A 21,320-nucleotide genomic window follows, 5' to 3' on the forward strand; every position below is an offset into this window, starting at 1 on the left:
TTGCAGAGGGTGAATATGGTAAAATAAAGGGCGGAGGTTTGGTTGAGGTGGAAGGAGAGAAAGCATGAACGAGAAAGTGACCGTTCATCACGCGGAGCGGAAAGCGGGGCGGCTCTGGCTGCGCGCTGATCTTCCCGTTTCGCTCGCCGATGTGGCCCCGAAGCGCCATATGCTCGTTGATTCCGACGGGCTGGCGTTTGTTTACCTTTTGGAAACGAATGACCGCTTTCTTTACGTCGCCATTCCCCGACAATGGTGGCGGGAATTGAAAGCGACGCTAGCCGCCAAGGAGCCCGTTTGGCTGCAAAGCGGAGAGGAAGCCGTCGAACTCGAACAGTTTGACGAGGAACTCGTTTATTTGCTCGATAACATTCGCGGCAATGCCAATTATGGGGAAGAGCTGGAACAGGCCGTGCAAGAGGTGTTTTTTACAGAAAAAATCTATGGACAGTGATCTGCCCTCGACCCGGGGATGAAAATCCGCGCCAGTTCGGCATTTTCATGGAAAGCGATGTAACATCGACCCTAGGATGAAAGTGACCGCTTGCTGACGGGATTTTTCGTAGAGAAGTTCCATGGGCAGTGACCCGCCCTCCACCCGGGGATGAACATCGCGCGTCAGTTCGGGATTTTCACGGAAACGTTCCATGGGCGGCGTTTTACCCTCCATCTGAGGATGAAAATTCGCGTCAGTTCGGGATGTTCACCGAACAAGAAGTGCGGCTCTTCGTCTGGCTGGAAAAAGAGGACGGCAGCGGCGTTCCTTGTTTGTTGGCACCGAGCTGCGGGAGATGGAAACGTATAGAGGCAGGTGGTACGATGGTGAATCATTGGGATTTGTTTTTAGCCCCGTATAAGCAGGCTGTCGAGGAGCTGAAAGTGAAGCTGCGGGGCATTCGCGCCCAGTTTGAGATGATCGAGGCGCACTCGCCGATTGAATTTGTCACCGGGCGAGTGAAGCCGGTGGCCAGCATTTTGGATAAGGCGCAAAAGAAAAACATCCCGCTTGACCGCCTTGAAGAGGAGATGCAAGACATCGCAGGGCTGCGCATCATGTGCCAGTTTGTCGACGACATCAAGACGGTCGTCGAACTTTTGCGCCAACGAAACGATTTTACTATCGTTGAGGAGCGCGACTACATTACGCAGAAAAAGGAAAGCGGCTACCGTTCGTACCATATTGTCATCCGCTATCCGGTGCAGACGATCCGTGGCGAGAAACAGATTTTGGCGGAAATCCAAATTCGCACGCTGGCGATGAACTTTTGGGCGACGATTGAGCATTCGCTAAACTATAAATACAGCGGCCGTTTTCCGGAAGATATTAAAGCCCGGCTGCAGCGGGCCGCCGAGGCCGCTTACCGTCTTGATGAGGAAATGTCCAAAATCCGTTTTGAGATTCAAGAGGCGCAGGCGGCATTTTCCAGAAAACAAGAGGCAAAAGGAGAAGGACAATGACAAGAACGGACGCACCGCTCGCGTTTGCCATTACGTCCAAAGGCGATGACGTCTCAAACGCCTTGGCGCAAAAGATGAAAACGTATTTGCTCGATTTTGATCTGCGCTGCGACGAAGCGGAGCCTGATTTGGTCATTTCCGTCGGCGGGGATGGAACGCTGCTGTATGCGTTCCACCGCTACTGCCATCGGTTGGATCAGACGGCGTTCGTCGGCGTTCATACAGGCCATCTCGGTTTTTACGCCGATTGGGTGCCCGAGGAGCTCGAAAAGCTGGTCATCGCCATCGCCAAAACGCCGTATCAAGTCGTCGAGTATCCGCTCCTTGAGGTGACGATCCGTTATATTAACGGCGGCGGAGAGGCAAAATACCTTGCGCTCAATGAATGCACGGTGAAATGCGTCAGCGGGACGCTCGTCATGGACGTTGAGATTCGCGGCGATTGGTTCGAACGGTTTCGCGGTGACGGGCTATGCATCTCCACGCCGACCGGCAGCACGGCTTACAACAAGGCGCTCGGCGGTGCCATTTTGCATCCGTCGCTTGAAGCGATTCAAGTGACGGAAATGGCGTCGATCAACAATCGCGTCTTTCGCACGATCGGCTCGCCGCTCGTGCTGCCGGCGCACCATACGTGCTTGCTCAAGCCGGTCAATCATGTCGATTTTCAAATTACCATCGACCATTTGTCGCTGTTGCACAAAGAAGTGAAATCGATTCAATGCCGGGTGGCGGATGAAAAAGTGCGTTTCGCCCGCTTTCGCCCGTTTCCGTTTTGGCGCCGGGTGCGCGACTCATTTATCACGGAGTAGAAACGTTTCTGTTCCTAGGAGGCCGGTGATTTCGTGCAAAATACTACCGCTTCCACCCATTTCTCAATTAGAGAAATCTTATAGAAACAGGCTTCTTTTCTGAATGAAAGTGCGATCATTGGTGTGTGACAGCGGTTTTTCACCAGCCTTCTAGGCGGAGGGCGCGACTCCTTCGCAACGGCGTCGAAGCCTTCAGCGTAAGGTTGGCTTGGGAAAGGGGCCAACCGATGGAGTCGATTTGTAGCTTCAGCGTAACGTTGGTTGGGGGGCTCATTGATAACGGAATCGAAAGTGAACCATCTTCTGATTTTGGAAGCAGAAAGGTGACAAACTGTGCCGCCGTTGACGATGACGTTTTTGATCGATGAACAGCATGACGGAAAGCTGCTGCGCCAGTTTTTGCAAGAGAACCACATTTCGCGCACCGCGCTTACCGATATCAAATTTCACGGCGGGGCGCTGCTTGTGAACGGACAGCCGGTGACCGTCCGCCATGTGCTCCGCGCCGGCGAGAGGCTGTCTGTCGTTTTTCCGCCGGAGCGGACAAGCGATTGGATGGAGCCCGAGGCGATGCCGCTTGACATCGTGTATGAAGATGACTACGTCCTTGTCGTCAACAAGCCGCCCGGATTGGCGACGATTCCGTCGCGCCATCACCCAGGCGGAACGCTGGCGAACGGGATTCTTCACCACTATCGACAGCAGCAGCTCGAGTCGACCGTTCATGTGGTGACGAGGCTTGATCGCGACACGTCGGGGCTTGTGCTGGTGGCCAAACACCGCCATGTGCACCATTTGCTGTCGGCGCTGCAGCAAAAAGGGCAAGTGACACGCACGTATGAGGCCATCTGCCATGGCGTCATTATCGAGGAAGAAGGGACGATTGACGCGCCGATTGGGCGGCGGAGCGACAGCATCATCGCCCGCGAAGTGCGGGAGGACGGGAAACGGGCCGTTACTCACTTTCGCGTGCTGCGGCGGCTCTTTGGCTATACACATGTTGCCCTTCGGCTTGAGACCGGACGTACCCACCAAATCCGGGTTCATATGGCCTATCTTGGCCATCCGCTGGCCGGTGATGAGCTGTACGGCGGAAGTCGGGAAATGATCGGCCGCCAAGCGCTTCATAGCCGAGCGTTGTCGTTTGTTCATCCGCTGGAAGGAAAGCTGTATACGTTCGCGGCTCCGCTTCCCGATGATCTCGTTCGTCTGATCAAAGGCGCGGGCGGATGAACAAACGGGGCCTGTTACGAGAACGCCCGGAATTTCTCCGGCACGTACGGCATGGATGACGGCACAGAGACGGTATTCATTTCCGGATAGCGAAGCGCGGTCAACGCGCCGCCGAATACGCAGCCGGTATCGATGTTGACCGTTCGGCCGACAAAGCGCGGGACTGGAACGGGCGTGTGTCCATAAACGACCCAGGCATCGCCGCGGTATCGCTTGGCCCAGTCGCGGCGCACCGGTGTTCCGTCATCGTTCGTCTCGCCGGTGATGTCCCCGTAAAGGACAAACGTTTTCACTTTTTTGTCCAACCGGCCGATATGATCATGACGAATGCCAGCATGGGCGATGACAAGCCGCCCTTCGTCAAGCACGGCATAAAGCGGCGCCCCTTCATATAAGCGGATGAACGTGCGGCGAATTCTCTCTTGTTCGCTTGGCGGCAAGGCGCGGTATTCGGCGACCGTTGTTTCTAAACCGTGGGTGATTTGCACGTTCCGGCCCAGAAAAAAGCGGTACAGCTTGTTGCAATGGTTGCCCGGCACATAATACGCAAGGTTTCGTTCCACAAGCGCCGAAACGACCTCGATCATTTTCAGCGACTCCGGCCCGCGGTCGGTTATATCGCCGACAAACCCTAGTTTTCGTCCGCCAGTATGAACCGGCACTCCCTCCTCCCATCGGTAGCCGAGTCGTTCGATGAGCGCGGCGAATTCACGAAAACAGCCATGAATGTCGCCGATGATGTCCAGCATCATATGGGAAGGCCCTCCTTTCGATGGATGATCGAGATAAAACTAGTATATCCGTTGCCGCCGGAAATCCTCGGACGGGGGATTGAAGGGTGCAAGCCGCTTATCAAGCTCGTTTTTCAAATAGAAAAGCCCTGTCGCATCATCACCGTTCTCCTAGGAGCTGGATTGGCCGAAACCGCAGCGGATTCAGACGGACTTTGGATAAAACAAAACCGCCTGCCGAGCGGCGGCAAGCGGTTATTCCTCGCTCGCAAACATAAATTTTTTGGTTCGCGAATGGACGTTTAAGACGAGGCCGATCGCCAGCATATAAGTCGCCAGCGAGCTTCCCCCATAGCTGATAAACGGGAGCGGCAGCCCGGTGATCGGCAAAAGCCCGATCGTCATTCCGATGTTTTGAAATACTTGAAACGTAATCATGCCCGCTACGCCGGCGCATAAATAGCTGCCGTACAAGTCGTTGCTCTCTAGGGCGATATGAACAAGGCGATAAACAAGCAGGAAAAAGAGCGAGATGACAATGCTCGAGCCGACAAACCCAAATTGTTCGGCGATGACGCCGAAAATAAAGTCGGTATGCGCTTCCGGCAAATACACTTGCAAGTTGCCAAACCCTTTTCCATACAGTTCTCCTGATCCGATTGCCATCAGCGAGCGAATGAGCTGAAATCCTTGATCTGTCGAGTACTCATAAGGCGCAAGCCAACCGTAAAAGCGGTTGAGCTGATAGTCTTCCTCAATAATATAGCGATGGAAAAAATCAGGGAAATAGAAGTAAATGAATACGACAGACGCTACCACCGCCACACCGGAGAAGACGATGCCGAAAATGATGCGCCAGCGGATACCGGAGACGAGCACCAACGTGCTAGTAATGGCGATAAACACCATCGACATCCCCATGTCCGGCTGTTTGGCAAGCAAAAAGAGCGGCGGCAAAACCGTGGCGGCGATTTTGCCAAGCAACTTGAAGTCATCCTTGATCGTCGGTTCGGGATATTTTTCCCGATGATTGACAATGATGCGGCCAAGGACGATGATCATAAAAATTTTCATCAGCTCGGATGGCTGAAAGTTCCCCCCTGGTAAGCTGTACCAACTTGTTGCTCCCTTGATGGTCACGGATCCGGGAACGTTCAACTCCAAGCCAAGCAGCAGCAACATCCCGAAGCCATATAAATACCAGGCGATTTGAAACAATCGGTCGTAATCGATAATCATCGTCAACGCGATCACCACGGCGCCAATGGCGTACCACTGCAGCTGTTTCGAAGCGAAATTGACGTTTTGCAGCTTTTCGGGAAGCATCGGTTCGGCGCTATGAATGGCGATGGCGCTAACAATGGCCAGTAAGAACAAAAGAAATAACAAATGGTAATCAAGTTTCGAACGGGATAAACGGTCATGATCCATGGAACGATCCTCTCCATATGAGCGAAATTTGCCAAAAAACTCTCCTCTCTCAAAAAACCGGCATAGTGATCGTCTAGCGAGAGACGGAAGAGGGAAGCGTCAAGGGTTTGAAGATGCCCGCTTCCCGTTGCCGATCTGCGAGGCCGGTGATTTCATCCTAGAGACGGCTTTGCCATGTCATTTCTCAACGGGAAAAACCTTGTTGCATCGGTCTTGCTTTTCATGCGTTCTCCCATTGATGAAGGGAATCAGGTGTTGTCACCTGTCGCCCGATCTGCTCCCCACATGTCGGGTCCGCTTGGATGAAGGGAATCAGTGTTTTTTCACGAGCCTCCCGCGCTCCGCCTCAACGGGAAGCAGGGGCGTAGGAAGGCAGGTACCATATACCATATTAGCGAATCCGCTCGGTTTTGCAAAGTGGGAAAAACCGCCGTCATTCAGAAAGAACGGAAAACGCAACACGCAACACTCATTTACATTACCGCCGGCATCCCCTATAATAGAATTAACACCTGGTGCTAAGAATAAATGATAATTGGGAGGATGGACGAATGGTTTTATCATTGGAAGGGCGCACGTACGTCGTCATGGGGGTGGCGAACAAGCGGAGCATTGCTTGGGGAATCGCCCGTTCCCTTCATGCGGCCGGAGCTCGGCTTGTGTTCACCTACGCCGGGGAACGGTTTGAAAAAGAAGTGCGGGCGCTCGTGGACACATTGGAAGATGAACGCTCGCTTTTATTGCCTTGCGACGTGACAAGCGATGACGACATTGTCCGCTGCTTTGCGCAAATCAAAGAGCAAGTCGGCGTCATCCATGGTCTCGCTCATTGCATCGCCTATGCCAATAAAGACGATTTGAACGGCGAATATATGAAAGTCAGCCGCGACGGCTTTTTGCTTGCCCATAACATCAGCGCCTATTCGCTCACCGCAGTGGCGCGCGAGGCGAAAGAGCTGATGACGGAAGGAGGCAGCATCGTCACTCTCACGTATTTAGGCGGCGAACGCGTCGTGCAAAATTATAACATCATGGGCGTGGCGAAAGCGGCGCTCGATGCGAGCGTCAAATATTTGGCGAACGATTTAGGCAAATACGGCATCCGCGTCAACGCCATCTCTGCCGGTCCGATTCGCACGCTGTCGGCCAAAGGGGTGAGCGATTTCAACTCGATTTTAAAACAGATCGAGGAGCGCGCCCCGCTCCGCCGGACGACAACTCAAGAGGAAGTCGGCGATGCGGCGCTGTTTTTGTTCAGCGACTTGTCGCGCGGCATCACCGGGGAAATTATCCACGTTGATTCAGGGTATCACATTTTAGGATATTAACAATACGGCAGCCGTCCCGAAGCGAGGGGCGGCTTTTCTGTTGGGATTAAGCAATTTTGCCCAGCGTGTGCATACATATATAAGGCAAGCAGAGAGAAAGGGGGAGAGCCATTGAGCCGAAAGAAAAAACTGATGGAGACCGAGCCTTTGCTTTACATCGTGCAGCCGAAACTTCGTCCTCCAACCGCTTCGATGCAGCAATCCTTTGTTCGACGTGGAAGGGAGTCCGTTCTTGTGGAGAAAGAAGAGGAACAACAGCCATTCGAACCGGAATGGAAACCATCGTTTTCGCAAATGACCGTTCCGGAGCAATTGGCGTTTTTGGCTTCCTTGCCTAGCCACTTGCCGCCGGTGAAATGTCTTTTGGAAACGAAATCGACCCAACCGCTCGAAGGAATTGTCACCGAATGCGAGGAAGGACGGGTAAAAATCGCCACGAATGAAGGGGAGCGTCAACTGAACGCCGATGACGTGCGGCAAGTCATTTTGATTGGGTGGACACGGAAAGGGGAGCCGTAACGAGTGCCTTTGATGGATATGTTTCTCCTCGTTTTCGCCGCTTTCCGTCTCACCCGCCTTCTCGTTTATGATCAGATCACCGCTCCGTTGCGGCGCCCTTTTTACGAAGCGGCAGAGGAAGTGGGGCCCGATGGGGCGAAAGAAATCGTCTGGTATGTGAGAAAGGAGCCGGTCCGGCGATTTGTCGGGGAGCTGTTGTCCTGCTATTGGTGCACAGGCATTTGGAGCGCTGGCTTTTTATGGCTAGGGTACGTATGGTGGCCAGCGTTGTTTCAGCCCGTATGTTCCATCTTGGCCGTTGCGGCATTGGCGGGACTGGTGCAATGGGGAATGGATCAGTGGGAACAAAGGAGGCAAAGCTAAAAAAGTTACGGAAGGTGTCAAACAGGCGTCCCATTGCGTTGCCGGGACGCCCGTTTTCTTTTATAAAATGTCGACGAAGACAAGCAACGCCAACAGCAGCTGCAGCATAATTTGGATATTGATCGCGGCCTGGGTGTCTGTCGTTTCAACGGTGACATTGCGAGAATTTTCAATGACCGTTTTTTGGCGCGACACTTGTTTGACTTTCACGGCTTGCAGCAGTTCGGCGGCGACTTCTTCCGCTACTTCGCTGTCAGCAATCGAGATTTGCAGCAACACGATGATGGCCAGCTGCAGCGCTACTTGCAAGTTGACAGCGGCTTTCGTATCGGTAGTGGATACTTTCACTTCGCAAGAATCTTTAATGTAAATCCATTCTTCTGACAATTGGTATTCCGCTGCCTTTTGTTCGGCGTCTGCTCCAGTCGTCGCGTCCTCACAATTGAAAACCGGGTGGGTCATCGTGGGATCGGTGGCGCACCAGCGCCGCGGTTCTTGAGCAGCTGTCTCCATCAATGGATAGGCGCGGTTATACATCACTTGGCTCATGTCCAGTCCCTCCTTTAGTCGTTGTAGTATATCATACGGTTTGTGGCATTCGGTGTGTAGGCCAATGGACAAGGGGAATGGCCCGTTTTTGATTCCATGGATGCCGTCGTTACTTTTTCGTTTTTTTCCCTTGCTTCTTTGTTGGGGTATGGGTGTTCGGATCGACATCATGTTCTGTGACACGCTGTTCTAAGCTTTCCAAGTACTGTTGCACTTGGGCTTGCAATTGCTGGACCATTTGCCGAATTTGTTCTTTTTCTTCTGCTGTCAGCTGCACTTGTTTCGCTGTGACGCCATGTTTTTTCAATGTCTTTTCGACCAACAGTTGCAGCAGCTGCCGTTGGGGAAGATCGGGCGAGAAGGACGGTTCCGTCATTTCCAGATCCCTCCTTTCTTGGCGAAGATGCTTTCTTGGCCACCGGTGAAAATCAGCCGCGTTCTCGCGATGATCGCACTGCCGAATCCGCCGCACAGGGGATTGAACAGAGAAGCAGCTTTGGCCGGAGATGTTCCTTCACCGGAGCTGAGAAGGCTGGTGAAACACGGCTGTTTCCCTTGACTACTAGGGAACGTGTGTACCGGCGCTACAGGTTTTTTCTATTTGCGAAACGAGGCGAGGAAGCGGCCTGTTCCCTTCAATCACCAGCCTTTTAGAGATCTTGGCATTACTACTGTATGAACAGCGAGGCGAAAAGGAAAGGGACAAATATGGAGTTTTGCCTCTTGGCCAGAGCTTGTCCGCCTAGAAGGCTGACCAAACACGGTTATTTCTTTTGAGCAATGGGGGAGCGTGCGAAAGGCGATCCTCATGCCACAGGGCTTTTCGATTTGAGAAACGAGGCTGGTAACCAGCCTGTTTCCTTCAATCACCGTCCCTTTAGGGGAGCGGCTGAATGATCAGCGGATTGACGGCTTCGATCCCTTGTTCCGATTGCGCGCAATACACGGTGGCCGCTACACGGAGCGGTGCAGACAGCGGATGGTTCACGCGAATTTGAAACGAAGGAAATATAAGCGATTCCCTTGGCGCGAGGGAACGATGGACGGCAGGGCGAATCCAATATTCTCCCTTTTCACGAACGAGACGTTGCCAATCGGAATGAACGAAAACCCATCCCGGCTGCTGGTCTGGATCACTCAGCGAAGAAGAAGCGATTTTTCCGCTTAAGGAGCCAGCTTGCTTAGGAGTGACGGTTAGGCAAATCGAGGCGATATCTGCAGCTGCCGTCCCGATGTTGTCCATGATGAGATCGCCGATGATCCAAATCGGCTCTTCCGGATGCGAAGGGAGCATAACGGAAAAGCGAAAAAAGGCATGGAGACGCAGTTCATCGGTCGTGAAAGGAGCGGGCTGATGCGCTTGTTCCTCGAGTGCGACTTGACAACGCAACAGTTCTTGTTGGAGAACAGCGATAGTTTGTTCGTACTCATTCAAAACGGAAGTTTTCCATTCTTTTGCTTTTTGTCGCCAATACTCGGTGCGAAGCCGTTCTTTTTCTAGCTGTTGTTGCAGTTCGGTCCAGCGCTGTTCCCACTGAATCAATTCGGAACGATAATGAATGAGTTTTTGCTGCAGCTGGAGTTCTCGATCCGAACGGTGATGAGCCATTTGTTTGCCCTCCTTATCGTTCGCTTTGCTAGAAGGCCGGTGAAAAATCGCTGCCCACACCAATTGGAGGCATTTTTATTCCAAAAAGAAAGCTGATTCTGCAAAGTTTCTCTAATTGAGAAATGGGAGCGATCAGCAGCAGTTTACACGAAATCACCGGACTCCTAGAAGGCCGGTGAAAAAGTACACGCCAAGGCAGGGATGTAGGGGGCTTATGTCGAAAAAGGAAGAAGAATCTTTGAATGGAGCGTGAGCAGATCATGAAAGCCCCCAAACATCCTTCGACTCAGCCTCGTCTGTTTCAAGTCATCGACATGGAGGAACTGGTTCCCCCACATCATATCCTGCGCCAAATCAACGAAGCAGTTGACTTTTCCGTCATTCACGATTGGGTGGCTCCCCTGTACACGGAAAAAACGGGTCGTCCGGCGGCGGATCCGGAACGGCTGCTTCGCCTGATGCTGCTATCGTATTTGTTCGACCACTCCGAGCGGGAGTTGTATGAGATCCTCCCCATGCATGCCGGATACTTGTGGTTTTGCGGTCTCGACTTTGAATCCGTGCTCCATCCGGATCCTCATCACCCCACACTGCCGGATCGAACGACGCTCGTCAAAACACGGAAGCGCTGGCGCCAACACGGAATCTTTGATCGGCTGATGACCTACGTGGTGGATCAGTGCATCGCGGCAGGGCTGGTCTCGCCGGATGTGCATGCGGCGGCCGATGGCACTCAAGTGCGGGCGAATGCTTCGATCCACAGCTTGCGGGAAGTCAAGCTCGCTCCGGTGGAACCGTTGGAGGACTACCTCGCCCGCACCGCCCGGGAAGATGAACAGGCCGAGTCCCCGGAGGCGGACCGGGATCCCGATGACGACCCGCCTTCTCCGTCTCCCCCATCAGGGGAACGCGTCCATGCCGGAGAACGAGGAAACTTCCGTGGAACTACGTTTTCCAACCAAACCCATCGAAGCGTGACGGATCCGGATGCCCGGTTGTACAAGAAAGGCAAAGGACAGGAAGCGTATCCTCGGTATCTGGTGCACGACGTCATCGACGTCCAGTCGCGCGTGATTTTGTCCAGACGAGCCAGCCTCGCCACCGGAACGGCGGAGCGGGAGACGAGTTTGGAGCAGCTGGCTTCCATTCGGTTTCGCCACCCGTCGATCACGATTCGAACCTTGTCCGCAGACAAAGCGTATGGCACCACGGAGTATTTGAAAGAGCTCTTCGTCCAAGGCATCACGCCGCTCGTGTCGCTGCGCCGCAAGGAGATGGAAGAAATTCCAACCTGGAAGCGCCGGGCGAAGGATCCCGCTCAGGAAGCACAACGCCAGGCGAAAGTCCGGGAAGTTCAGATTCGCAACCAAGCGAGGCTCATTCAGCAACAGGGCGGTTATCGATCCATTCAAGCCCTTCGCACGCGTTGTGAGCATGTGTTTGCCGAAGGGAAGGAATGTCATGGGCTGGACCGGGCCCGAAGCCGAGGCCTTTACGCCATGGAAGAACAGGCGCTGTTGACCGCCGTCGTGCAAAATCTGAAGCGATTGTGCCGGTTTCGAAAAAAACGAGGGGAGACCGGCTCTTTGGCGTGCGCAAAAATGGAAGTTGGAGCAGGAAGTCCTGCTCGTCCTCCCGTCCTTTGGCGCCAAATGGCGGGGAGAATGGTCTCCAAAATTCGACATGAGGGAAGTCTATGCCCCATTAATTCACCGGCCTTCTAGAGACGCAGGTTGTTACCATGCATATGTAAAAAGGCAGCGAAACATGTATGGCATCCGTGAGGCAGAAAAAAGCTTTTTTGCCGGAGAGTTTATCAAAAGCGATCCGTTCAAGCTTTCGAATCCATGAGGCAGAAAAAGCTTTTTTGCCGGGGAGTTTATCGAAAGCGATCCGTTCAAGCTTCCGAATCCATGAGGCAGAAAAAAAGCTTTTCTGCCAGCCAAGCGAGAAAGGCTCGCTGGGGCAGAAAAGCCGTTCATTAACGAGCGGGGAAGACTTCCGGGCATTGCGGCGGGAACTTGGCTGTCGGGCAAAGGGTCGCTTCTGCCAGCTCTTCGCGCGGTTGGCACAGCCGGGCTTCGACTTCGATTTTGACGTCTGCTTCCATTTGCACTTCTAAGCAAAGCGTGATGGAGACGTCGAGCTGCGAGAAGTTGTCGGTGCAGACGAGGCTGGAGTCGCATTCGAAGAAGGAAATGTGTCCGACCAGCTCTGTGCCTTCAGGAGCGCAAAGGATGAACGTTTGAGCTGTCGCAAACGGGATCGGTTTCGACTCGCAAACGACAACGCCGTTTCCGCTCACAATTTGGACGACGACATGGCCTTTGATGAGAGCTTTGACCTTTTGCAATGTGACGGTGTCGCCGGATGGCAGTGTGATGTTGACCGGCTGGCGCCCTTGGGGCTGAACAATTTCTTGGAAAATGAGCGCATCTTGGTCAACGACCGGGTCAATCCGATTTCCTTGAGCGTCAGAAAGGAAGCAACGAATCGTTAATTCGGACGGATCAAGCCCCCGCTCGGCGATGCAGTCGCATAGCAGCCCTTGACGCGGGCATTTGCTCGTTGGAAAGATGTCTTCCAGTTCCGGCCCGTTGAAGCTCCGCAACGGAACGTCAATTTGTCGAGTGACCCAGTCATAGACTTTGCGAGTTCGAATGCACAGCCGTTCTTTGTCGTGACGATGATGGTAATGACCCATTTGGCATCCTCCTATCCTTCGATCATTTTTCCCCGTTCCTTTGATTGGGTGGGGCTACTGTATACTATGAACCCTCTAGGTAAGTGTGTTGGGACAAAAGCGGATTTTGCCAACATCCATGGCTCTTCACCAAAAGTTGTACTTGATTTTTCCATCACACATCTTACTTATGCATCCATGAAAGAACAGGAAACCAATCATGTTTTGCTTATACCTGTTCAGAGAAGTGCACCGTCTGTCAAGTACACGTTGTGGTAATGAGCCACATCCATGTCAAACAAGGAAAAAGAAGGGAAAGGGAGGAAAACCGAGCATGGAGAAAGGTGAGAAAAAATGGATGGAGTTGTGGCGCCGGTTGAAAGAAGTGGAAGCGGAAAATATCGTTTTGCGCGAGTTGGCCCATCAAAGCGAACAACGTTATGAACAAGTGAAACAATTGACAAAGGAAAATGAAGAGCTGCGCCGCCGGTTGGAGCAGCTGCTCGAGCCGGAAAAGGACGGCAGCCCCGAAGAGGAGCGGCCGGACAGCTGGTTTTTCCGCACGTTAAGGCAAGAAAAAGCGATCTCATCCCGCCGTGGGCAAGACAAAGAAAAATAAACGGCACCCTTGGCCTATACGGCCATACACTAAAAATAGCCTTACATTTTTGCCAGATGGGGGGATGAAAGCCATGATGAAGCCTGTTCGAACGAACCCCGTTTCGCCCAAACCGACGACATGGGCGCTTTCCTCGACCACTCAGCCGGTACGGCGCCCGCGGGGCTGCGGCTGCGGCCGGCCGCCGATGGTAAAGAAATGAGGCCGATCCGTGAGAGATGCCCATACTCCAGAGCCTTTCCGTGCATAGTCTAACAATGCCACTAGGCGAAAGGAAGGGGGGATGGGGATGTCGGATCGGAAAAAAGGGAAGGTCATTCATGTGGATAAGCTGATCATTCACGCCGATGACGTCATCATTGTGCCGCGTGGGCGCATCCGTGACCCATGGTTGTTCCCGCATCGGGCAGACGCGGTTGAAGCCATGGAGGACGTGCGGGAAGAGGAAGGGCACGATGAAGGCGAACACGGCCGGGACGAAGGGGAACGGAGACCGTTCTCGTGGATTTAAGCGATAAGGAAAATGGAGGACAGAAGCGGTGGAACGTTTTAAAAATTACGGACTCTGGCTAGGAATCGGGTCGTTTGTCGTCTTGGCGCTTGAAACGTTCGGTGTGGATATCGATCTCGGCAAATATGAGCAGCTGTACCACGCCTTGTTGAGCATTTTCGTGATGGCCGGCATTTTAAACAATCCATCGCTTGGCCGCGGCTATTCCGACAAAGTCGATCCCAAGTCATAAACAGCAAGAGGGGCTGTCCGATCAGTCCCTAACAAGGAAGCAAGTGGAGAAAAACCTTTCGTTTCTCTTCACTTGCTTTTATCTTTTTCCGGTTGTTATGTGAAGAGGCCAATGGTTTTACAACAACTTACAATTATAATTTGGCGGAGAAAACTCATTCTAATCACTGTCAGCGTCAATTTTCACTGCTAAAGGAGGACATTCATCATGACAGTTGCGACACAAGTGAAACAAACATTGGCTGGATTAAAAGCGGCTCAAGCGAGCTTTGAAACGTTTGCCCTGCAAACGGAAAACCAAACCGCGAAACAGCTTTATCAACAAGCCGCTCAACAAACGCAAGCGGTCATTGATTTAGTGAACTCGCGCGTGCAAGAAATTCAAAACGAAGAGCCACAATATAAACAGCAATAACTTTCGCTAAAGGAGCTGTTTTTCGGTGGAACGGTTGAACCTACGGCAACCGTTCCGCCCCTCTAGAAGGCCGGTGACAAAACGCTGATTCCTTTCATCAATGGGAGAATGAGCGAAAAGCAGGACCGATGTAACAAGGTTTTTCTAATTGAGAAATAACATTGTAAAGCGGTATCCACGATTAAATCACCAGCCTCCTAGGAACGTACATAAAACGAATGGGTGAGTAGCGATGAAACGATGGTGGTTGGCAGCGGTGGCTGTTTGGCTCGCCGCTAGCGGTTGCGCAAAAGAGGAGACAGAGCAAAAACAGTCGCTGCAAGGGACGGATTGGATGCGCGCCCAAACGTCCGGGACGGCAAAAGGGGCTGTGTTGGATCAAGGGCCGGCGGAGCGGGCGGTCGCTTCGTTGCGCCGGCGCGATGACGTCCGCGAGGTGGTGGCGGTCAACAGCGGAGAGCGGCTGCTCGTCGCTTATCAAATCCCCCATCTGAAACGATGGAAACGGAAGGAAATTGAAAAAGAGATTGCCGAACGATTGCGCGCCATGTTTCCCGGGTATGATGTCGTCTCTTCGAGTGATTTGAAAATTTTTTGGAAAACGAAAGACCTCAAAACGAAGATGGAGAAAAAGCGTTGGGATGAACGCGATCTCCAGCGCGAAATCGGGCGCATCGAAAAGCTAAGCAAAGAGCAGACGTAAGAGAAGAGGTGTCGGTATGGCGAATGAAAAGCGGAAAAAATTAACTCCGGCTCAACAAGAGTACCACTTATTCGAAAAAGAACGGGAAACGAAGCGCCCGATCGTTCGCAACTGCGCCTGCGCCTTTCTCGTCGGCGGGACCATTTGTGCGATCGGACAGGCGATCTCTTATTTTTATATGTATTTCTTTGACTTCACCGAGCAGACGGCAGGGAACCCGACGGTGGCGACCATGGTTTTTTTGTCCATGATTTTAACCGGGCTTGGCGTTTATGACCGCATCGCCCAGTTTGCCGGGGCGGGGAGCGCGGTGCCGGTGACGGGGTTTGGCAACGCTGTCATTTCTGCGGCGATTGAACACCGGACGGAAGGATTCGTGCTCGGCGTGGGCTCCAACATGTTCAAGCTCGCCGGCTCGGTCATTTTGTTCGGCACGTTTGCCGCATTTGTCATCGCCCTCATCAAAACGATTGCCATACAGTGGGGGGGATTGTAATGCTGAAAGGGCATCGCACGTGGGTGTTTGCCAACAAACCGGCCATCATTGCTACGGCAGTCGTCGGCGGGCCGTTTGAGGCCAATGGCCGACTCGCCGACGATTTCGATCTTCTTCACGAAGATTTATGGCTTGGCGAGGTGTCGTATGAGAAAGCGCACCGCGTTTTGCTTGAGGAAGCGGCGTTTCAAGCGATGGAAAAGGCCGGTTTGCAGAAGGAACAGGTGCAGTTTTTCATCGCCGGCGACTTAATCAATCAAATGACGCCGACTAGCTTCGCCGCCCGGACGCTCGGCGCCCCGTATCTCGGCGTTTTTGGCGCCTGCTCTACGTCAATGGAAGGGCTGGCGCTCAGTGCTTTTATTACCAACTACGGCGGGGCAGACTATATAGTGACCGGGGCATCGAGCCATAACACCGCCGTCGAAAAACAGTTCCGCTATCCGACAGAGTACGGCGGACAAAAGCCGCCGACGGCGCAGTGGACCGTCACTGGCGCCGGGGTCGCCATCGTCAGCCCAAAAGGGGACGGGCCGCGCGTGACAGCAGCGACGATCGGACGGGTCGTCGATATGGGAATGGCCGATCCGTTTAATATGGGCGGTGCGATGGCGCCGGCGGCGGTTGATACGATTGAAGCGCATTTGCGCGATATGCAAATCGATGCATCGCACTATGACTTGATTGTCACCGGCGACTTAGGGAGAATCGGGCGTCAAGTTTCCTTAGATTTGTTGCGCCAGCACGGCATCGAGATTGATGAGGAGCGTTACCAAGATTGCGGGCTCCTTATTTACCGCGATGGGCAGCCCGTGCTGTCCGGAGCGAGCGGGGCGGCTTGTTCCGCTGTGGTCATTTACGGCCATTTGCTCAAACGGATGCGGCGCGGCGAGCTGAAGCGCATTTTAGCTGTAGCGACCGGTGCGTTATTATCGCCATTGTCGTTCCAGCAAAATGAAACGATTCCGTGCATCGCCCATGCGGTGGCGATCGAGTATGGAGGTGAGGCGTAGCGTGCTAGCCATGTTTTTTTGGGCGTTTGTCGTCGGCGGGTTGATTTGCGTCATTGGCCAGATTTTGCTGGATGTTTTTAAGCTAACCCCCGCCCATACGCTGACGATTCTCGTTGTCACTGGAGCGATTTTGGATGGATTTGGTTTGTACGAACCGCTCATCGACTTCGCCGGCGCCGGGGCAACGATTCCGATTACAAGTTTTGGAAACTCGCTCGTCCACGGGGCGATGCAGGAAGCGGAAAAACACGGCATCGTCGGCGTGTTGACCGGCATGTTTGAAGTGACGAGCGCCGGCATTTCCGCTGCGATCGTCTTTGGATTCATCGGAGCGCTCTTGTTCCGCCCGAAAGGATAGGAGGGACGTTCATGACCGTTGCTTCGCAAGTGAAACAAACGTTAGCGAGCCTAAAAGGCATTCACGCTGGGCTGCAACAGTTGGCGCTCACATCGCAAGACGAAACAGCGCAGCGGACGTTTCATGAGGCGATGCTCGCCACCGAGGAGATCATCGCCGAACTGAAAGACCGGGTCGGCCGACTCGAATTCGAGGAGCCGCAATATCATGGAAAGTAAGGAGCATGATCCATGCCTGTATGGTTAGAAGCCGCCATTCGTTCCGTTTGTATTTTGATCGGACTGTTTATCATTACTCGCATTCTCGGCAAGAAGCCATTGGCGAAGCTGTCATTTTTCGAATATATTGTTGGCATTACGGTCGGTGACATTGCCGGAACAATGTCTGTCGATTTAGGGATTTCCCTCGAGGAAGGGATCACAAGCATTTTAATTTGGTCGCTCATCCCGGTGCTGGCCGCCCGCATTTCGCTGCGCAACAAAAAGTTCCGCGATTTCGTCGAGGGCAATTCGACCGTCTTGATCAAAAACGGCAAAATTTTGGAGGAGAACTTAAAGCGAGAGAAATACACAGTTGACGAGCTGCTTGAGCAGTTGCGCAAAAAAGATGTGTTTCGTGTCGCGGATGTCGAGTTTGCCTTGCTTGAGCCGAATGGCGATCTGAACGTCTTGTTGAAGCGGGAAAAGCAGCCGCTTACGGTTGGCGATGTGTTTCCGAACCCGCCGCGGGAAAAAGAGCCGCAAACCGTCATTATGGATGGCATGATTTTGGACGAGCCGCTTGCGACGATGGGGCTTGGCCGCGGCTGGCTGAAGGAGCAACTTGATAAGCAAGGAGTAGCGGTCGAAAACGTCTTTCTCGCCCAAGTCGATTCATATGGACAGCTGACGATTGATTTGTACGATGACAAAATTCAAGTGGCCGAGCCGCAGGAGAAAAAGCTGCTTCTCGCCGCAATGAAAAAAGTGCAAGCCGACTTCGAGCTATACGCGCTGCAGACGAATTCGGAAGAAGCAAAGGCGCTGTATGAAGCCCATGCGGCGAAAATGACCGAGCTCATCGAAAAAGTCGAACCGCTATTGCGAAACTAATGTCGAGGAGGATCCGAGCATGGAAAAGAAGCGGACAAAAACTACGGACGAGGAAATCCGGATTCAGCTGAAAACGGACGGCCGCTCTGAACGGACGCGGACGACCGATGAAGAGATTTCGATTTCGTTTATGTTTGACAATCCGCAGCTAACACGGCAGCCAAAAGACTATGATGAAATCGAATACTAACGGCTAATAAGTGACATTGTTAGGGGTGGCGACGGTTAACGAGGGTGTCCCAAACGGAGCGGGACACCCTCGTTTTTGGCTAAACGCAAGCGCCGTTTTACGCCGGCAACGACTGCAAAAAGGCGCGCACGTCTTCCGGTGTTTTGGCATTCGCGCTGTGCAAATGGGCGATTTTTTCCCCGTTTCGGAAGACGAGCAGGCTTGGAATGCCGAGCACTTGGTATTTTTCGCCAAGCTCGGGGAATTGATCGCGGTCGATCTCCAGCCAATCGTATTGCCCGTACTCGCGAATGATCTCATCGATGAACATGTTCAAGCGCACACAGTCCGGACACCATGTCGTATAAAATTTGATCACCGTTGGTTGGCTGCCGGAAATGGCTGCCTCGAATTGTTCCAGCGTTTCAATGCGTTTCATCGTTTTTCCTCCTCTTTCTGCCACTGTTTTGAACTACTCCACCTTACTTGACAAAATTTGAGGAGATTCCTGCGAACGCCAAGAAGGCGGGTGAAAAACGGTTGTTTCTCTTGAACAATAGGGGAGCGTTTGCAAGCCGATCTTGGATGCGACAGGGCTTTTCGATTTGAGAAACGAGGCTGGTAAGCGGCTTGTTTCCTTCAATCACCGCCCTTCAAGGCATCCCTCAATTATTGAGCAGGCGATCCCCGTCGCCCGGATGGCTGGCAGCACCAATAATGTAAGTCTTTTTTAAGTGTGGAAAACTTGTACATCGGACTTGCCACGCCCTCTACTTTCGCTTAGTTTTCGCAGCTTCGGTGTGCGTGGTAGACGAATGGATGCTTGGATATTTTCCATGACAGAGCCTTTCCTGTCACAGCCCTATATATCCAGTTTTCAAAGAACATCGACAGGAATAGGATACCATACAAACAGGCGTTTTGGCCATCGTCAACCGACATTCATTTCCCACTTATTTTGGGCTACGCTCTGCACAAAAATGAAGTAGGAGAAACACATGATAGGTGTTACAAAATCCAGACTCCCTTCTGCCCTGCACAGAATTGAAGTAGGAGTCTGCTGTCGGAAACGATCAAAAACGGCCAAAAAAGAACCGCAACGCCTTCACCACTTCCCCCCTATTTGGCATACAACAGAAAGAAAAGGGGGGAAACATCGTGAGCAAAGAACTGGAAAAAGCATTGGAAGGCTGGGTCGCCTCGCGCAAAGAAGGACATGAAACGTTCATCCGCCTGTTTGAACAATGGGGGAGTGATTTTACCAAACAGCTGCAAGAAATCGAAAAGCTGAACAACGGATTTCTCCAAAAGGTGCAAGGCAACTTGGACTACATTGAGCGATGGTTTACTAAGAAGGAGCGGGAATTTGCCGAGCTATTCCGCCGATTTGGCTGACAAAATGGCGGTTGCGCCCATACGCTGGCGCGCGTTCATGAATACGATACAGTAAACGGAGAAGGAGGTGCATCCGAATGGGCTTCTGCGGTTACGGCTTTCCGTATTACGGCTACGGCTATGGCGGTTTTGGCTATGGCGGTGGCTTTGTGTTGATTGTTGTGTTGTTCATCTTGCTGATCATTGTCGGCGCTGCATTTGTCGCTTAACAGACGCGCGCAGTCGATACGGGCCGTTTCGGCGCCACGGAGCGGCTCGTATTTTCTTTCGGTCACGTGCACGCCGAAGGAGCGTTGTCATACGATATAGCAGGAAGAAGGGGGAGGAACTATGGATCAGCAGTTTTTCAAAAACATCGAAAAGAAAACGGGCGTCAACATGAAAGAGATTTTTGAGCTCGCCAACTCGCTGCAAAACGCCAACTTCAGCGATGAAAAAACGGTTCGTCAAGTCGTGAAACGGGTGGCGCAAATCGCCAATCGGAAAGTGCCAAAGGAACTTGAAGATCAAATTGTGAAAACGATCGTCCATAACGGCAAGCAAATCGATTTGAATACGATTGCCAATATGTTGAATAACAAAAAATAAGCGAAAGGGAGCTCTGCGCGTGCAAGCTCCCTTTCGTTCGCTATTCGAGCGGCTTGACCATGGCGACGTGCGGAATGCCGGCATCTAGAAATACATCGGACACGGTTGTATAGCCGAGCTTTTGGTAAAACGGTTCCGCGTGCGTTTGGGCGTTCAGCTTCACTTTTTTCGCCCCTTTTGATTTCGCCAGCTGCTCGATGGCTTCCATGACCATGCGGCCGGCTCCTCGCCCCCGGTAGGAAGGCAAGACGCAAATCCGTTCGATTTTGCCGACCCCTTCGTCGATGAAACGAAGACGTCCGGCGCCGACCGGGATATCACCATCATATAAAACGAGATGAAAGGCGTCATCCTCAAACTGATCGATTTCTTCTTCCTCCGGCACGTGCTGTTCCTCGATGAAGACAAGGCGGCGGACGCGCAACGCGTCTTCATAAAGGGGACGGTCTTTGCTCGTTCCAATGGCGATGTTCATCGGCTACACCGTTTCCTTTCCTCCGACGATAAACGTCTCGTAGACGGTCCACGACCCGTTGTCCAGCTGATAAAGGAGATGGAAGCGATCGACCGTTTCCTCAAAATGGACGTCTTGCAGTTTCAGCTGGCTGTATACATCGGCGTATTCGCCACTCGGCAAGTCCCGGCCGATCGTAATGTGCGGCACGAACACAAACTCCGGCTGCCCGGAAAACAAGCCGCTGTGCAGCTGCTCATGAAGGCGTTCAAGCACGTCGTTTGGCTCCACTTTCAAATAAATGACGTTGCTGGTCGGGTAAAACGAGCTGAATTTCGTCACTTCGATCGGAATCGGAGGCGTTTTCGCTGCGATGCGACGCAGTTCCTTTGTCATCGCTTTCAACTGTTCCTCGTCCGCCTCAAACGGATATTTCAATGTAATGTGCGGCGGGATGAGGGCGTAATGGCTGTCATACCGTTTCCGGTAGGAGTTGGCGAAATCTTGGATTCGTTTGGACGGAAAGATGACAATGCCGTATTTCATTTCAATTCCCCTCCT

General features: G+C 52.7%; 32 protein-coding genes. 23 read left to right on the forward strand and 9 right to left on the reverse strand.

Annotated elements, in window-relative coordinates; translation table 11 throughout:
• Window positions 1–64: 64 nt before the first annotated feature.
• The 4 genes from GC56T2_RS04205 (at window position 65) to GC56T2_RS04220 (ending at window position 3,503) form a co-directional block, all read left to right on the forward strand.
• On the forward strand, window positions 65–454 hold the full coding sequence (locus tag GC56T2_RS04205; RefSeq protein WP_144973281.1) for a UPF0738 family protein: 390 nt from the start codon (window positions 65–67) through the stop codon (window positions 452–454).
• Between the two features lie 365 nt (window positions 455–819).
• Window positions 820–1,458 (forward strand): GTP diphosphokinase, encoded by a 639-nt coding sequence (gene yjbM / locus GC56T2_RS04210; RefSeq protein ID WP_144973283.1) that lies wholly within the window; start codon window positions 820–822, stop codon window positions 1,456–1,458.
• The gene (locus GC56T2_RS04215) at window positions 1,455–2,270 is read left to right on the forward strand and encodes an NAD kinase (RefSeq protein WP_144973285.1); all 816 of its coding nucleotides are present in this window, start codon (window positions 1,455–1,457) and stop codon (window positions 2,268–2,270) included. Before yjbM ends, GC56T2_RS04215 begins: the two co-directional genes overlap by 4 nt.
• A gap of 333 nt (window positions 2,271–2,603) precedes the next feature.
• On the forward strand, window positions 2,604–3,503 hold the full coding sequence (locus tag GC56T2_RS04220; protein WP_144973287.1) for an RluA family pseudouridine synthase: 900 nt from the start codon (window positions 2,604–2,606) through the stop codon (window positions 3,501–3,503).
• 14 nt (window positions 3,504–3,517) lie between these two features.
• On the opposite strand, the gene prpE is transcribed toward GC56T2_RS04220, so the two are convergent.
• Window positions 3,518–4,255 (reverse strand): bis(5'-nucleosyl)-tetraphosphatase PrpE, encoded by a 738-nt coding sequence (gene prpE, locus GC56T2_RS04225; protein WP_144973289.1) that lies wholly within the window; start codon window positions 4,253–4,255, stop codon window positions 3,518–3,520.
• A gap of 234 nt (window positions 4,256–4,489) precedes the next feature.
• Window positions 4,490–5,665: an FtsW/RodA/SpoVE family cell cycle protein gene (locus GC56T2_RS04230; protein WP_144973291.1), complete on the reverse strand. Its 1,176-nt coding sequence runs from the start codon at window positions 5,663–5,665 to the stop codon at window positions 4,490–4,492.
• A gap of 551 nt (window positions 5,666–6,216) precedes the next feature.
• Here GC56T2_RS04230 and fabI point away from each other — a divergent pair.
• From fabI to GC56T2_RS04245, 3 genes are all read left to right on the forward strand, one after another.
• Window positions 6,217–6,993 carry an enoyl-ACP reductase FabI gene (gene fabI / locus GC56T2_RS04235; RefSeq protein ID WP_144973293.1) on the forward strand — a complete coding sequence of 259 codons (777 nt, stop codon included), beginning with the start codon at window positions 6,217–6,219 and terminating at the stop codon, window positions 6,991–6,993.
• A gap of 111 nt (window positions 6,994–7,104) precedes the next feature.
• Window positions 7,105–7,512: a CotO family spore coat protein gene (locus GC56T2_RS04240; protein WP_144973295.1), complete on the forward strand. Its 408-nt coding sequence runs from the start codon at window positions 7,105–7,107 to the stop codon at window positions 7,510–7,512.
• Window positions 7,513–7,524: 12 nt separating this feature from the next.
• Window positions 7,525–7,875: a DUF1360 domain-containing protein gene (locus GC56T2_RS04245; RefSeq protein WP_235207587.1), complete on the forward strand. Its 351-nt coding sequence runs from the start codon at window positions 7,525–7,527 to the stop codon at window positions 7,873–7,875.
• A 60-nt stretch (window positions 7,876–7,935) separates the two neighbouring features.
• On the opposite strand, the gene GC56T2_RS04250 is transcribed toward GC56T2_RS04245, so the two are convergent.
• From GC56T2_RS04250 to GC56T2_RS04260, 3 genes are all read right to left on the reverse strand, one after another.
• Entirely contained in the window at window positions 7,936–8,424 is a 489-nt protein-coding gene (locus GC56T2_RS04250; protein WP_370454514.1) for a spore coat protein, read from the reverse strand.
• 109 nt (window positions 8,425–8,533) lie between these two features.
• A complete protein-coding gene (locus GC56T2_RS04255; protein ID WP_144973299.1) occupies window positions 8,534–8,800 on the reverse strand; it encodes a hypothetical protein in 267 nt (88 codons plus the stop codon).
• Window positions 8,801–9,301: 501 nt separating this feature from the next.
• The gene (locus tag GC56T2_RS04260; protein WP_144973301.1) at window positions 9,302–10,033 is read right to left on the reverse strand and encodes a hypothetical protein; all 732 of its coding nucleotides are present in this window, start codon (window positions 10,031–10,033) and stop codon (window positions 9,302–9,304) included.
• A 242-nt stretch (window positions 10,034–10,275) separates the two neighbouring features.
• Here GC56T2_RS04260 and GC56T2_RS04265 point away from each other — a divergent pair, with 242 nt between their 5' ends.
• The gene (locus tag GC56T2_RS04265; protein ID WP_144972437.1) at window positions 10,276–11,757 is read left to right on the forward strand and encodes a transposase; all 1,482 of its coding nucleotides are present in this window, start codon (window positions 10,276–10,278) and stop codon (window positions 11,755–11,757) included.
• Window positions 11,758–12,014: 257 nt separating this feature from the next.
• Here the strand turns inward: GC56T2_RS04265 and GC56T2_RS04270 are convergent, their stop codons facing one another.
• On the reverse strand, window positions 12,015–12,737 hold the full coding sequence (locus GC56T2_RS04270) for a BMQ_0737 family morphogenetic spore coat protein (RefSeq protein WP_144973303.1): 723 nt from the start codon (window positions 12,735–12,737) through the stop codon (window positions 12,015–12,017).
• A gap of 313 nt (window positions 12,738–13,050) precedes the next feature.
• Here GC56T2_RS04270 and GC56T2_RS04275 point away from each other — a divergent pair, with 313 nt between their 5' ends.
• The 12 genes from GC56T2_RS04275 (at window position 13,051) to GC56T2_RS17720 (ending at window position 18,343) form a co-directional block, all read left to right on the forward strand.
• Window positions 13,051–13,335 (forward strand): spore coat protein regulator protein YlbO, encoded by a 285-nt coding sequence (locus GC56T2_RS04275; RefSeq protein ID WP_255516014.1) that lies wholly within the window; start codon window positions 13,051–13,053, stop codon window positions 13,333–13,335.
• 73 nt (window positions 13,336–13,408) lie between these two features.
• A complete protein-coding gene (locus GC56T2_RS18010) occupies window positions 13,409–13,537 on the forward strand; it encodes a hypothetical protein (protein ID WP_255516015.1) in 129 nt (42 codons plus the stop codon).
• Window positions 13,538–13,624: 87 nt separating this feature from the next.
• Window positions 13,625–13,846: a hypothetical protein gene (locus GC56T2_RS04280; RefSeq protein ID WP_144973305.1), complete on the forward strand. Its 222-nt coding sequence runs from the start codon at window positions 13,625–13,627 to the stop codon at window positions 13,844–13,846.
• A gap of 28 nt (window positions 13,847–13,874) precedes the next feature.
• A complete protein-coding gene (locus GC56T2_RS04285; RefSeq protein WP_033018815.1) occupies window positions 13,875–14,078 on the forward strand; it encodes a hypothetical protein in 204 nt (67 codons plus the stop codon).
• A 207-nt stretch (window positions 14,079–14,285) separates the two neighbouring features.
• Window positions 14,286–14,492 (forward strand): DUF1657 domain-containing protein, encoded by a 207-nt coding sequence (locus GC56T2_RS04290; protein WP_144973307.1) that lies wholly within the window; start codon window positions 14,286–14,288, stop codon window positions 14,490–14,492.
• A gap of 232 nt (window positions 14,493–14,724) precedes the next feature.
• Window positions 14,725–15,195: a YhcN/YlaJ family sporulation lipoprotein gene (locus GC56T2_RS04295; protein WP_144973309.1), complete on the forward strand. Its 471-nt coding sequence runs from the start codon at window positions 14,725–14,727 to the stop codon at window positions 15,193–15,195.
• Window positions 15,196–15,211: 16 nt separating this feature from the next.
• Window positions 15,212–15,691: a stage V sporulation protein AC gene (spoVAC, locus tag GC56T2_RS04300; RefSeq protein WP_144973311.1), complete on the forward strand. Its 480-nt coding sequence runs from the start codon at window positions 15,212–15,214 to the stop codon at window positions 15,689–15,691.
• Window positions 15,691–16,704 (forward strand): stage V sporulation protein AD, encoded by a 1,014-nt coding sequence (gene spoVAD / locus GC56T2_RS04305; protein WP_144973313.1) that lies wholly within the window; start codon window positions 15,691–15,693, stop codon window positions 16,702–16,704. The genes spoVAC and spoVAD overlap by 1 nt, the downstream gene beginning before the upstream one ends.
• A gap of 1 nt (window position 16,705) precedes the next feature.
• Window positions 16,706–17,062: a stage V sporulation protein AE gene (gene spoVAE / locus GC56T2_RS04310; RefSeq protein WP_044744412.1), complete on the forward strand. Its 357-nt coding sequence runs from the start codon at window positions 16,706–16,708 to the stop codon at window positions 17,060–17,062.
• 11 nt (window positions 17,063–17,073) lie between these two features.
• Window positions 17,074–17,280: a DUF1657 domain-containing protein gene (locus GC56T2_RS04315; protein WP_063165611.1), complete on the forward strand. Its 207-nt coding sequence runs from the start codon at window positions 17,074–17,076 to the stop codon at window positions 17,278–17,280.
• Between the two features lie 12 nt (window positions 17,281–17,292).
• A complete protein-coding gene (locus tag GC56T2_RS04320) occupies window positions 17,293–18,153 on the forward strand; it encodes a DUF421 domain-containing protein (RefSeq protein WP_144973315.1) in 861 nt (286 codons plus the stop codon).
• A 19-nt stretch (window positions 18,154–18,172) separates the two neighbouring features.
• The gene (locus GC56T2_RS17720; RefSeq protein WP_165570915.1) at window positions 18,173–18,343 is read left to right on the forward strand and encodes a hypothetical protein; all 171 of its coding nucleotides are present in this window, start codon (window positions 18,173–18,175) and stop codon (window positions 18,341–18,343) included.
• Window positions 18,344–18,440: 97 nt separating this feature from the next.
• On the opposite strand, the gene GC56T2_RS04325 is transcribed toward GC56T2_RS17720, so the two are convergent.
• Window positions 18,441–18,761 (reverse strand): thioredoxin family protein, encoded by a 321-nt coding sequence (locus tag GC56T2_RS04325; protein WP_033018803.1) that lies wholly within the window; start codon window positions 18,759–18,761, stop codon window positions 18,441–18,443.
• 719 nt (window positions 18,762–19,480) lie between these two features.
• Between GC56T2_RS04325 and GC56T2_RS04330 the strand changes: the two genes are divergently transcribed.
• From GC56T2_RS04330 to spoVIF, 3 genes are all read left to right on the forward strand, one after another.
• Complete coding sequence (locus GC56T2_RS04330) at window positions 19,481–19,717, forward strand: hypothetical protein (protein ID WP_033018801.1); 237 nt, start codon at window positions 19,481–19,483, stop codon at window positions 19,715–19,717.
• Window positions 19,718–19,794: 77 nt separating this feature from the next.
• Complete coding sequence (locus GC56T2_RS04335) at window positions 19,795–19,926, forward strand: YjcZ family sporulation protein (protein WP_081897181.1); 132 nt, start codon at window positions 19,795–19,797, stop codon at window positions 19,924–19,926.
• Between the two features lie 121 nt (window positions 19,927–20,047).
• Entirely contained in the window at window positions 20,048–20,305 is a 258-nt protein-coding gene (gene spoVIF / locus GC56T2_RS04340; protein WP_033018799.1) for a sporulation-specific transcription regulator SpoVIF, read from the forward strand.
• A gap of 40 nt (window positions 20,306–20,345) precedes the next feature.
• Here the strand turns inward: spoVIF and GC56T2_RS04345 are convergent, their stop codons facing one another.
• On the reverse strand, window positions 20,346–20,780 hold the full coding sequence (locus GC56T2_RS04345; protein WP_144973319.1) for a GNAT family N-acetyltransferase: 435 nt from the start codon (window positions 20,778–20,780) through the stop codon (window positions 20,346–20,348).
• A gap of 3 nt (window positions 20,781–20,783) precedes the next feature.
• Window positions 20,784–21,305, reverse strand: a complete 522-nt coding sequence (locus GC56T2_RS04350; protein WP_144973321.1) for a YjcG family protein — start codon at window positions 21,303–21,305, stop codon at window positions 20,784–20,786.
• Window positions 21,306–21,320: the final 15 nt, after the last annotated feature.

It is taken from the genome of Geobacillus sp. C56-T2 (assembly GCF_007829715.1).
GTDB lineage: Bacteria > Bacillota > Bacilli > Bacillales > Anoxybacillaceae > Geobacillus > Geobacillus icigianus.

Bases quoted from the DNA above. Each gene is read 5' to 3' on its own strand.
- GC56T2_RS04265 (WP_144972437.1), top strand. From the start codon at position 10,276: ATGGAGCGTGAGCAGATCATGAAAGCCCCCAAACATCCTTCGACTCAG.
- GC56T2_RS04295 (WP_144973309.1), top strand. From the start codon at position 14,725: ATGAAACGATGGTGGTTGGCAGCGGTGGCTGTTTGGCTCGCCGCTAGC.
- GC56T2_RS04280 (WP_144973305.1), top strand. From the start codon at position 13,625: ATGTCGGATCGGAAAAAAGGGAAGGTCATTCATGTGGATAAGCTGATC.
- GC56T2_RS04230 (WP_144973291.1), bottom strand. From the start codon at position 5,665: ATGGATCATGACCGTTTATCCCGTTCGAAACTTGATTACCATTTGTTA.
- GC56T2_RS17720 (WP_165570915.1), top strand. From the start codon at position 18,173: ATGGAAAAGAAGCGGACAAAAACTACGGACGAGGAAATCCGGATTCAG.
- spoVAC (WP_144973311.1), top strand. From the start codon at position 15,212: ATGGCGAATGAAAAGCGGAAAAAATTAACTCCGGCTCAACAAGAGTAC.
- GC56T2_RS04320 (WP_144973315.1), top strand. From the start codon at position 17,293: ATGCCTGTATGGTTAGAAGCCGCCATTCGTTCCGTTTGTATTTTGATC.
- GC56T2_RS04290 (WP_144973307.1), top strand. From the start codon at position 14,286: ATGACAGTTGCGACACAAGTGAAACAAACATTGGCTGGATTAAAAGCG.
- GC56T2_RS18010 (WP_255516015.1), top strand. From the start codon at position 13,409: ATGATGAAGCCTGTTCGAACGAACCCCGTTTCGCCCAAACCGACGACA.
- GC56T2_RS04250 (WP_370454514.1), bottom strand. From the start codon at position 8,424: ATGAGCCAAGTGATGTATAACCGCGCCTATCCATTGATGGAGACAGCT.
- GC56T2_RS04260 (WP_144973301.1), bottom strand. From the start codon at position 10,033: ATGGCTCATCACCGTTCGGATCGAGAACTCCAGCTGCAGCAAAAACTC.
- spoVIF (WP_033018799.1), top strand. From the start codon at position 20,048: ATGGATCAGCAGTTTTTCAAAAACATCGAAAAGAAAACGGGCGTCAAC.
- fabI (WP_144973293.1), top strand. From the start codon at position 6,217: ATGGTTTTATCATTGGAAGGGCGCACGTACGTCGTCATGGGGGTGGCG.
- GC56T2_RS04270 (WP_144973303.1), bottom strand. From the start codon at position 12,737: ATGGGTCATTACCATCATCGTCACGACAAAGAACGGCTGTGCATTCGA.
- GC56T2_RS04345 (WP_144973319.1), bottom strand. From the start codon at position 20,780: ATGAACATCGCCATTGGAACGAGCAAAGACCGTCCCCTTTATGAAGAC.
- GC56T2_RS04315 (WP_063165611.1), top strand. From the start codon at position 17,074: ATGACCGTTGCTTCGCAAGTGAAACAAACGTTAGCGAGCCTAAAAGGC.
- GC56T2_RS04205 (WP_144973281.1), top strand. From the start codon at position 65: ATGAACGAGAAAGTGACCGTTCATCACGCGGAGCGGAAAGCGGGGCGG.
- GC56T2_RS04215 (WP_144973285.1), top strand. From the start codon at position 1,455: ATGACAAGAACGGACGCACCGCTCGCGTTTGCCATTACGTCCAAAGGC.
- GC56T2_RS04275 (WP_255516014.1), top strand. From the start codon at position 13,051: ATGGAGAAAGGTGAGAAAAAATGGATGGAGTTGTGGCGCCGGTTGAAA.
- yjbM (WP_144973283.1), top strand. From the start codon at position 820: ATGGTGAATCATTGGGATTTGTTTTTAGCCCCGTATAAGCAGGCTGTC.
- GC56T2_RS04325 (WP_033018803.1), bottom strand. From the start codon at position 18,761: ATGAAACGCATTGAAACGCTGGAACAATTCGAGGCAGCCATTTCCGGC.
- prpE (WP_144973289.1), bottom strand. From the start codon at position 4,255: ATGATGCTGGACATCATCGGCGACATTCATGGCTGTTTTCGTGAATTC.
- spoVAD (WP_144973313.1), top strand. From the start codon at position 15,691: ATGCTGAAAGGGCATCGCACGTGGGTGTTTGCCAACAAACCGGCCATC.
- GC56T2_RS04245 (WP_235207587.1), top strand. From the start codon at position 7,525: ATGGATATGTTTCTCCTCGTTTTCGCCGCTTTCCGTCTCACCCGCCTT.
- GC56T2_RS04255 (WP_144973299.1), bottom strand. From the start codon at position 8,800: ATGACGGAACCGTCCTTCTCGCCCGATCTTCCCCAACGGCAGCTGCTG.
- GC56T2_RS04335 (WP_081897181.1), top strand. From the start codon at position 19,795: ATGGGCTTCTGCGGTTACGGCTTTCCGTATTACGGCTACGGCTATGGC.
- GC56T2_RS04350 (WP_144973321.1), bottom strand. From the start codon at position 21,305: ATGAAATACGGCATTGTCATCTTTCCGTCCAAACGAATCCAAGATTTC.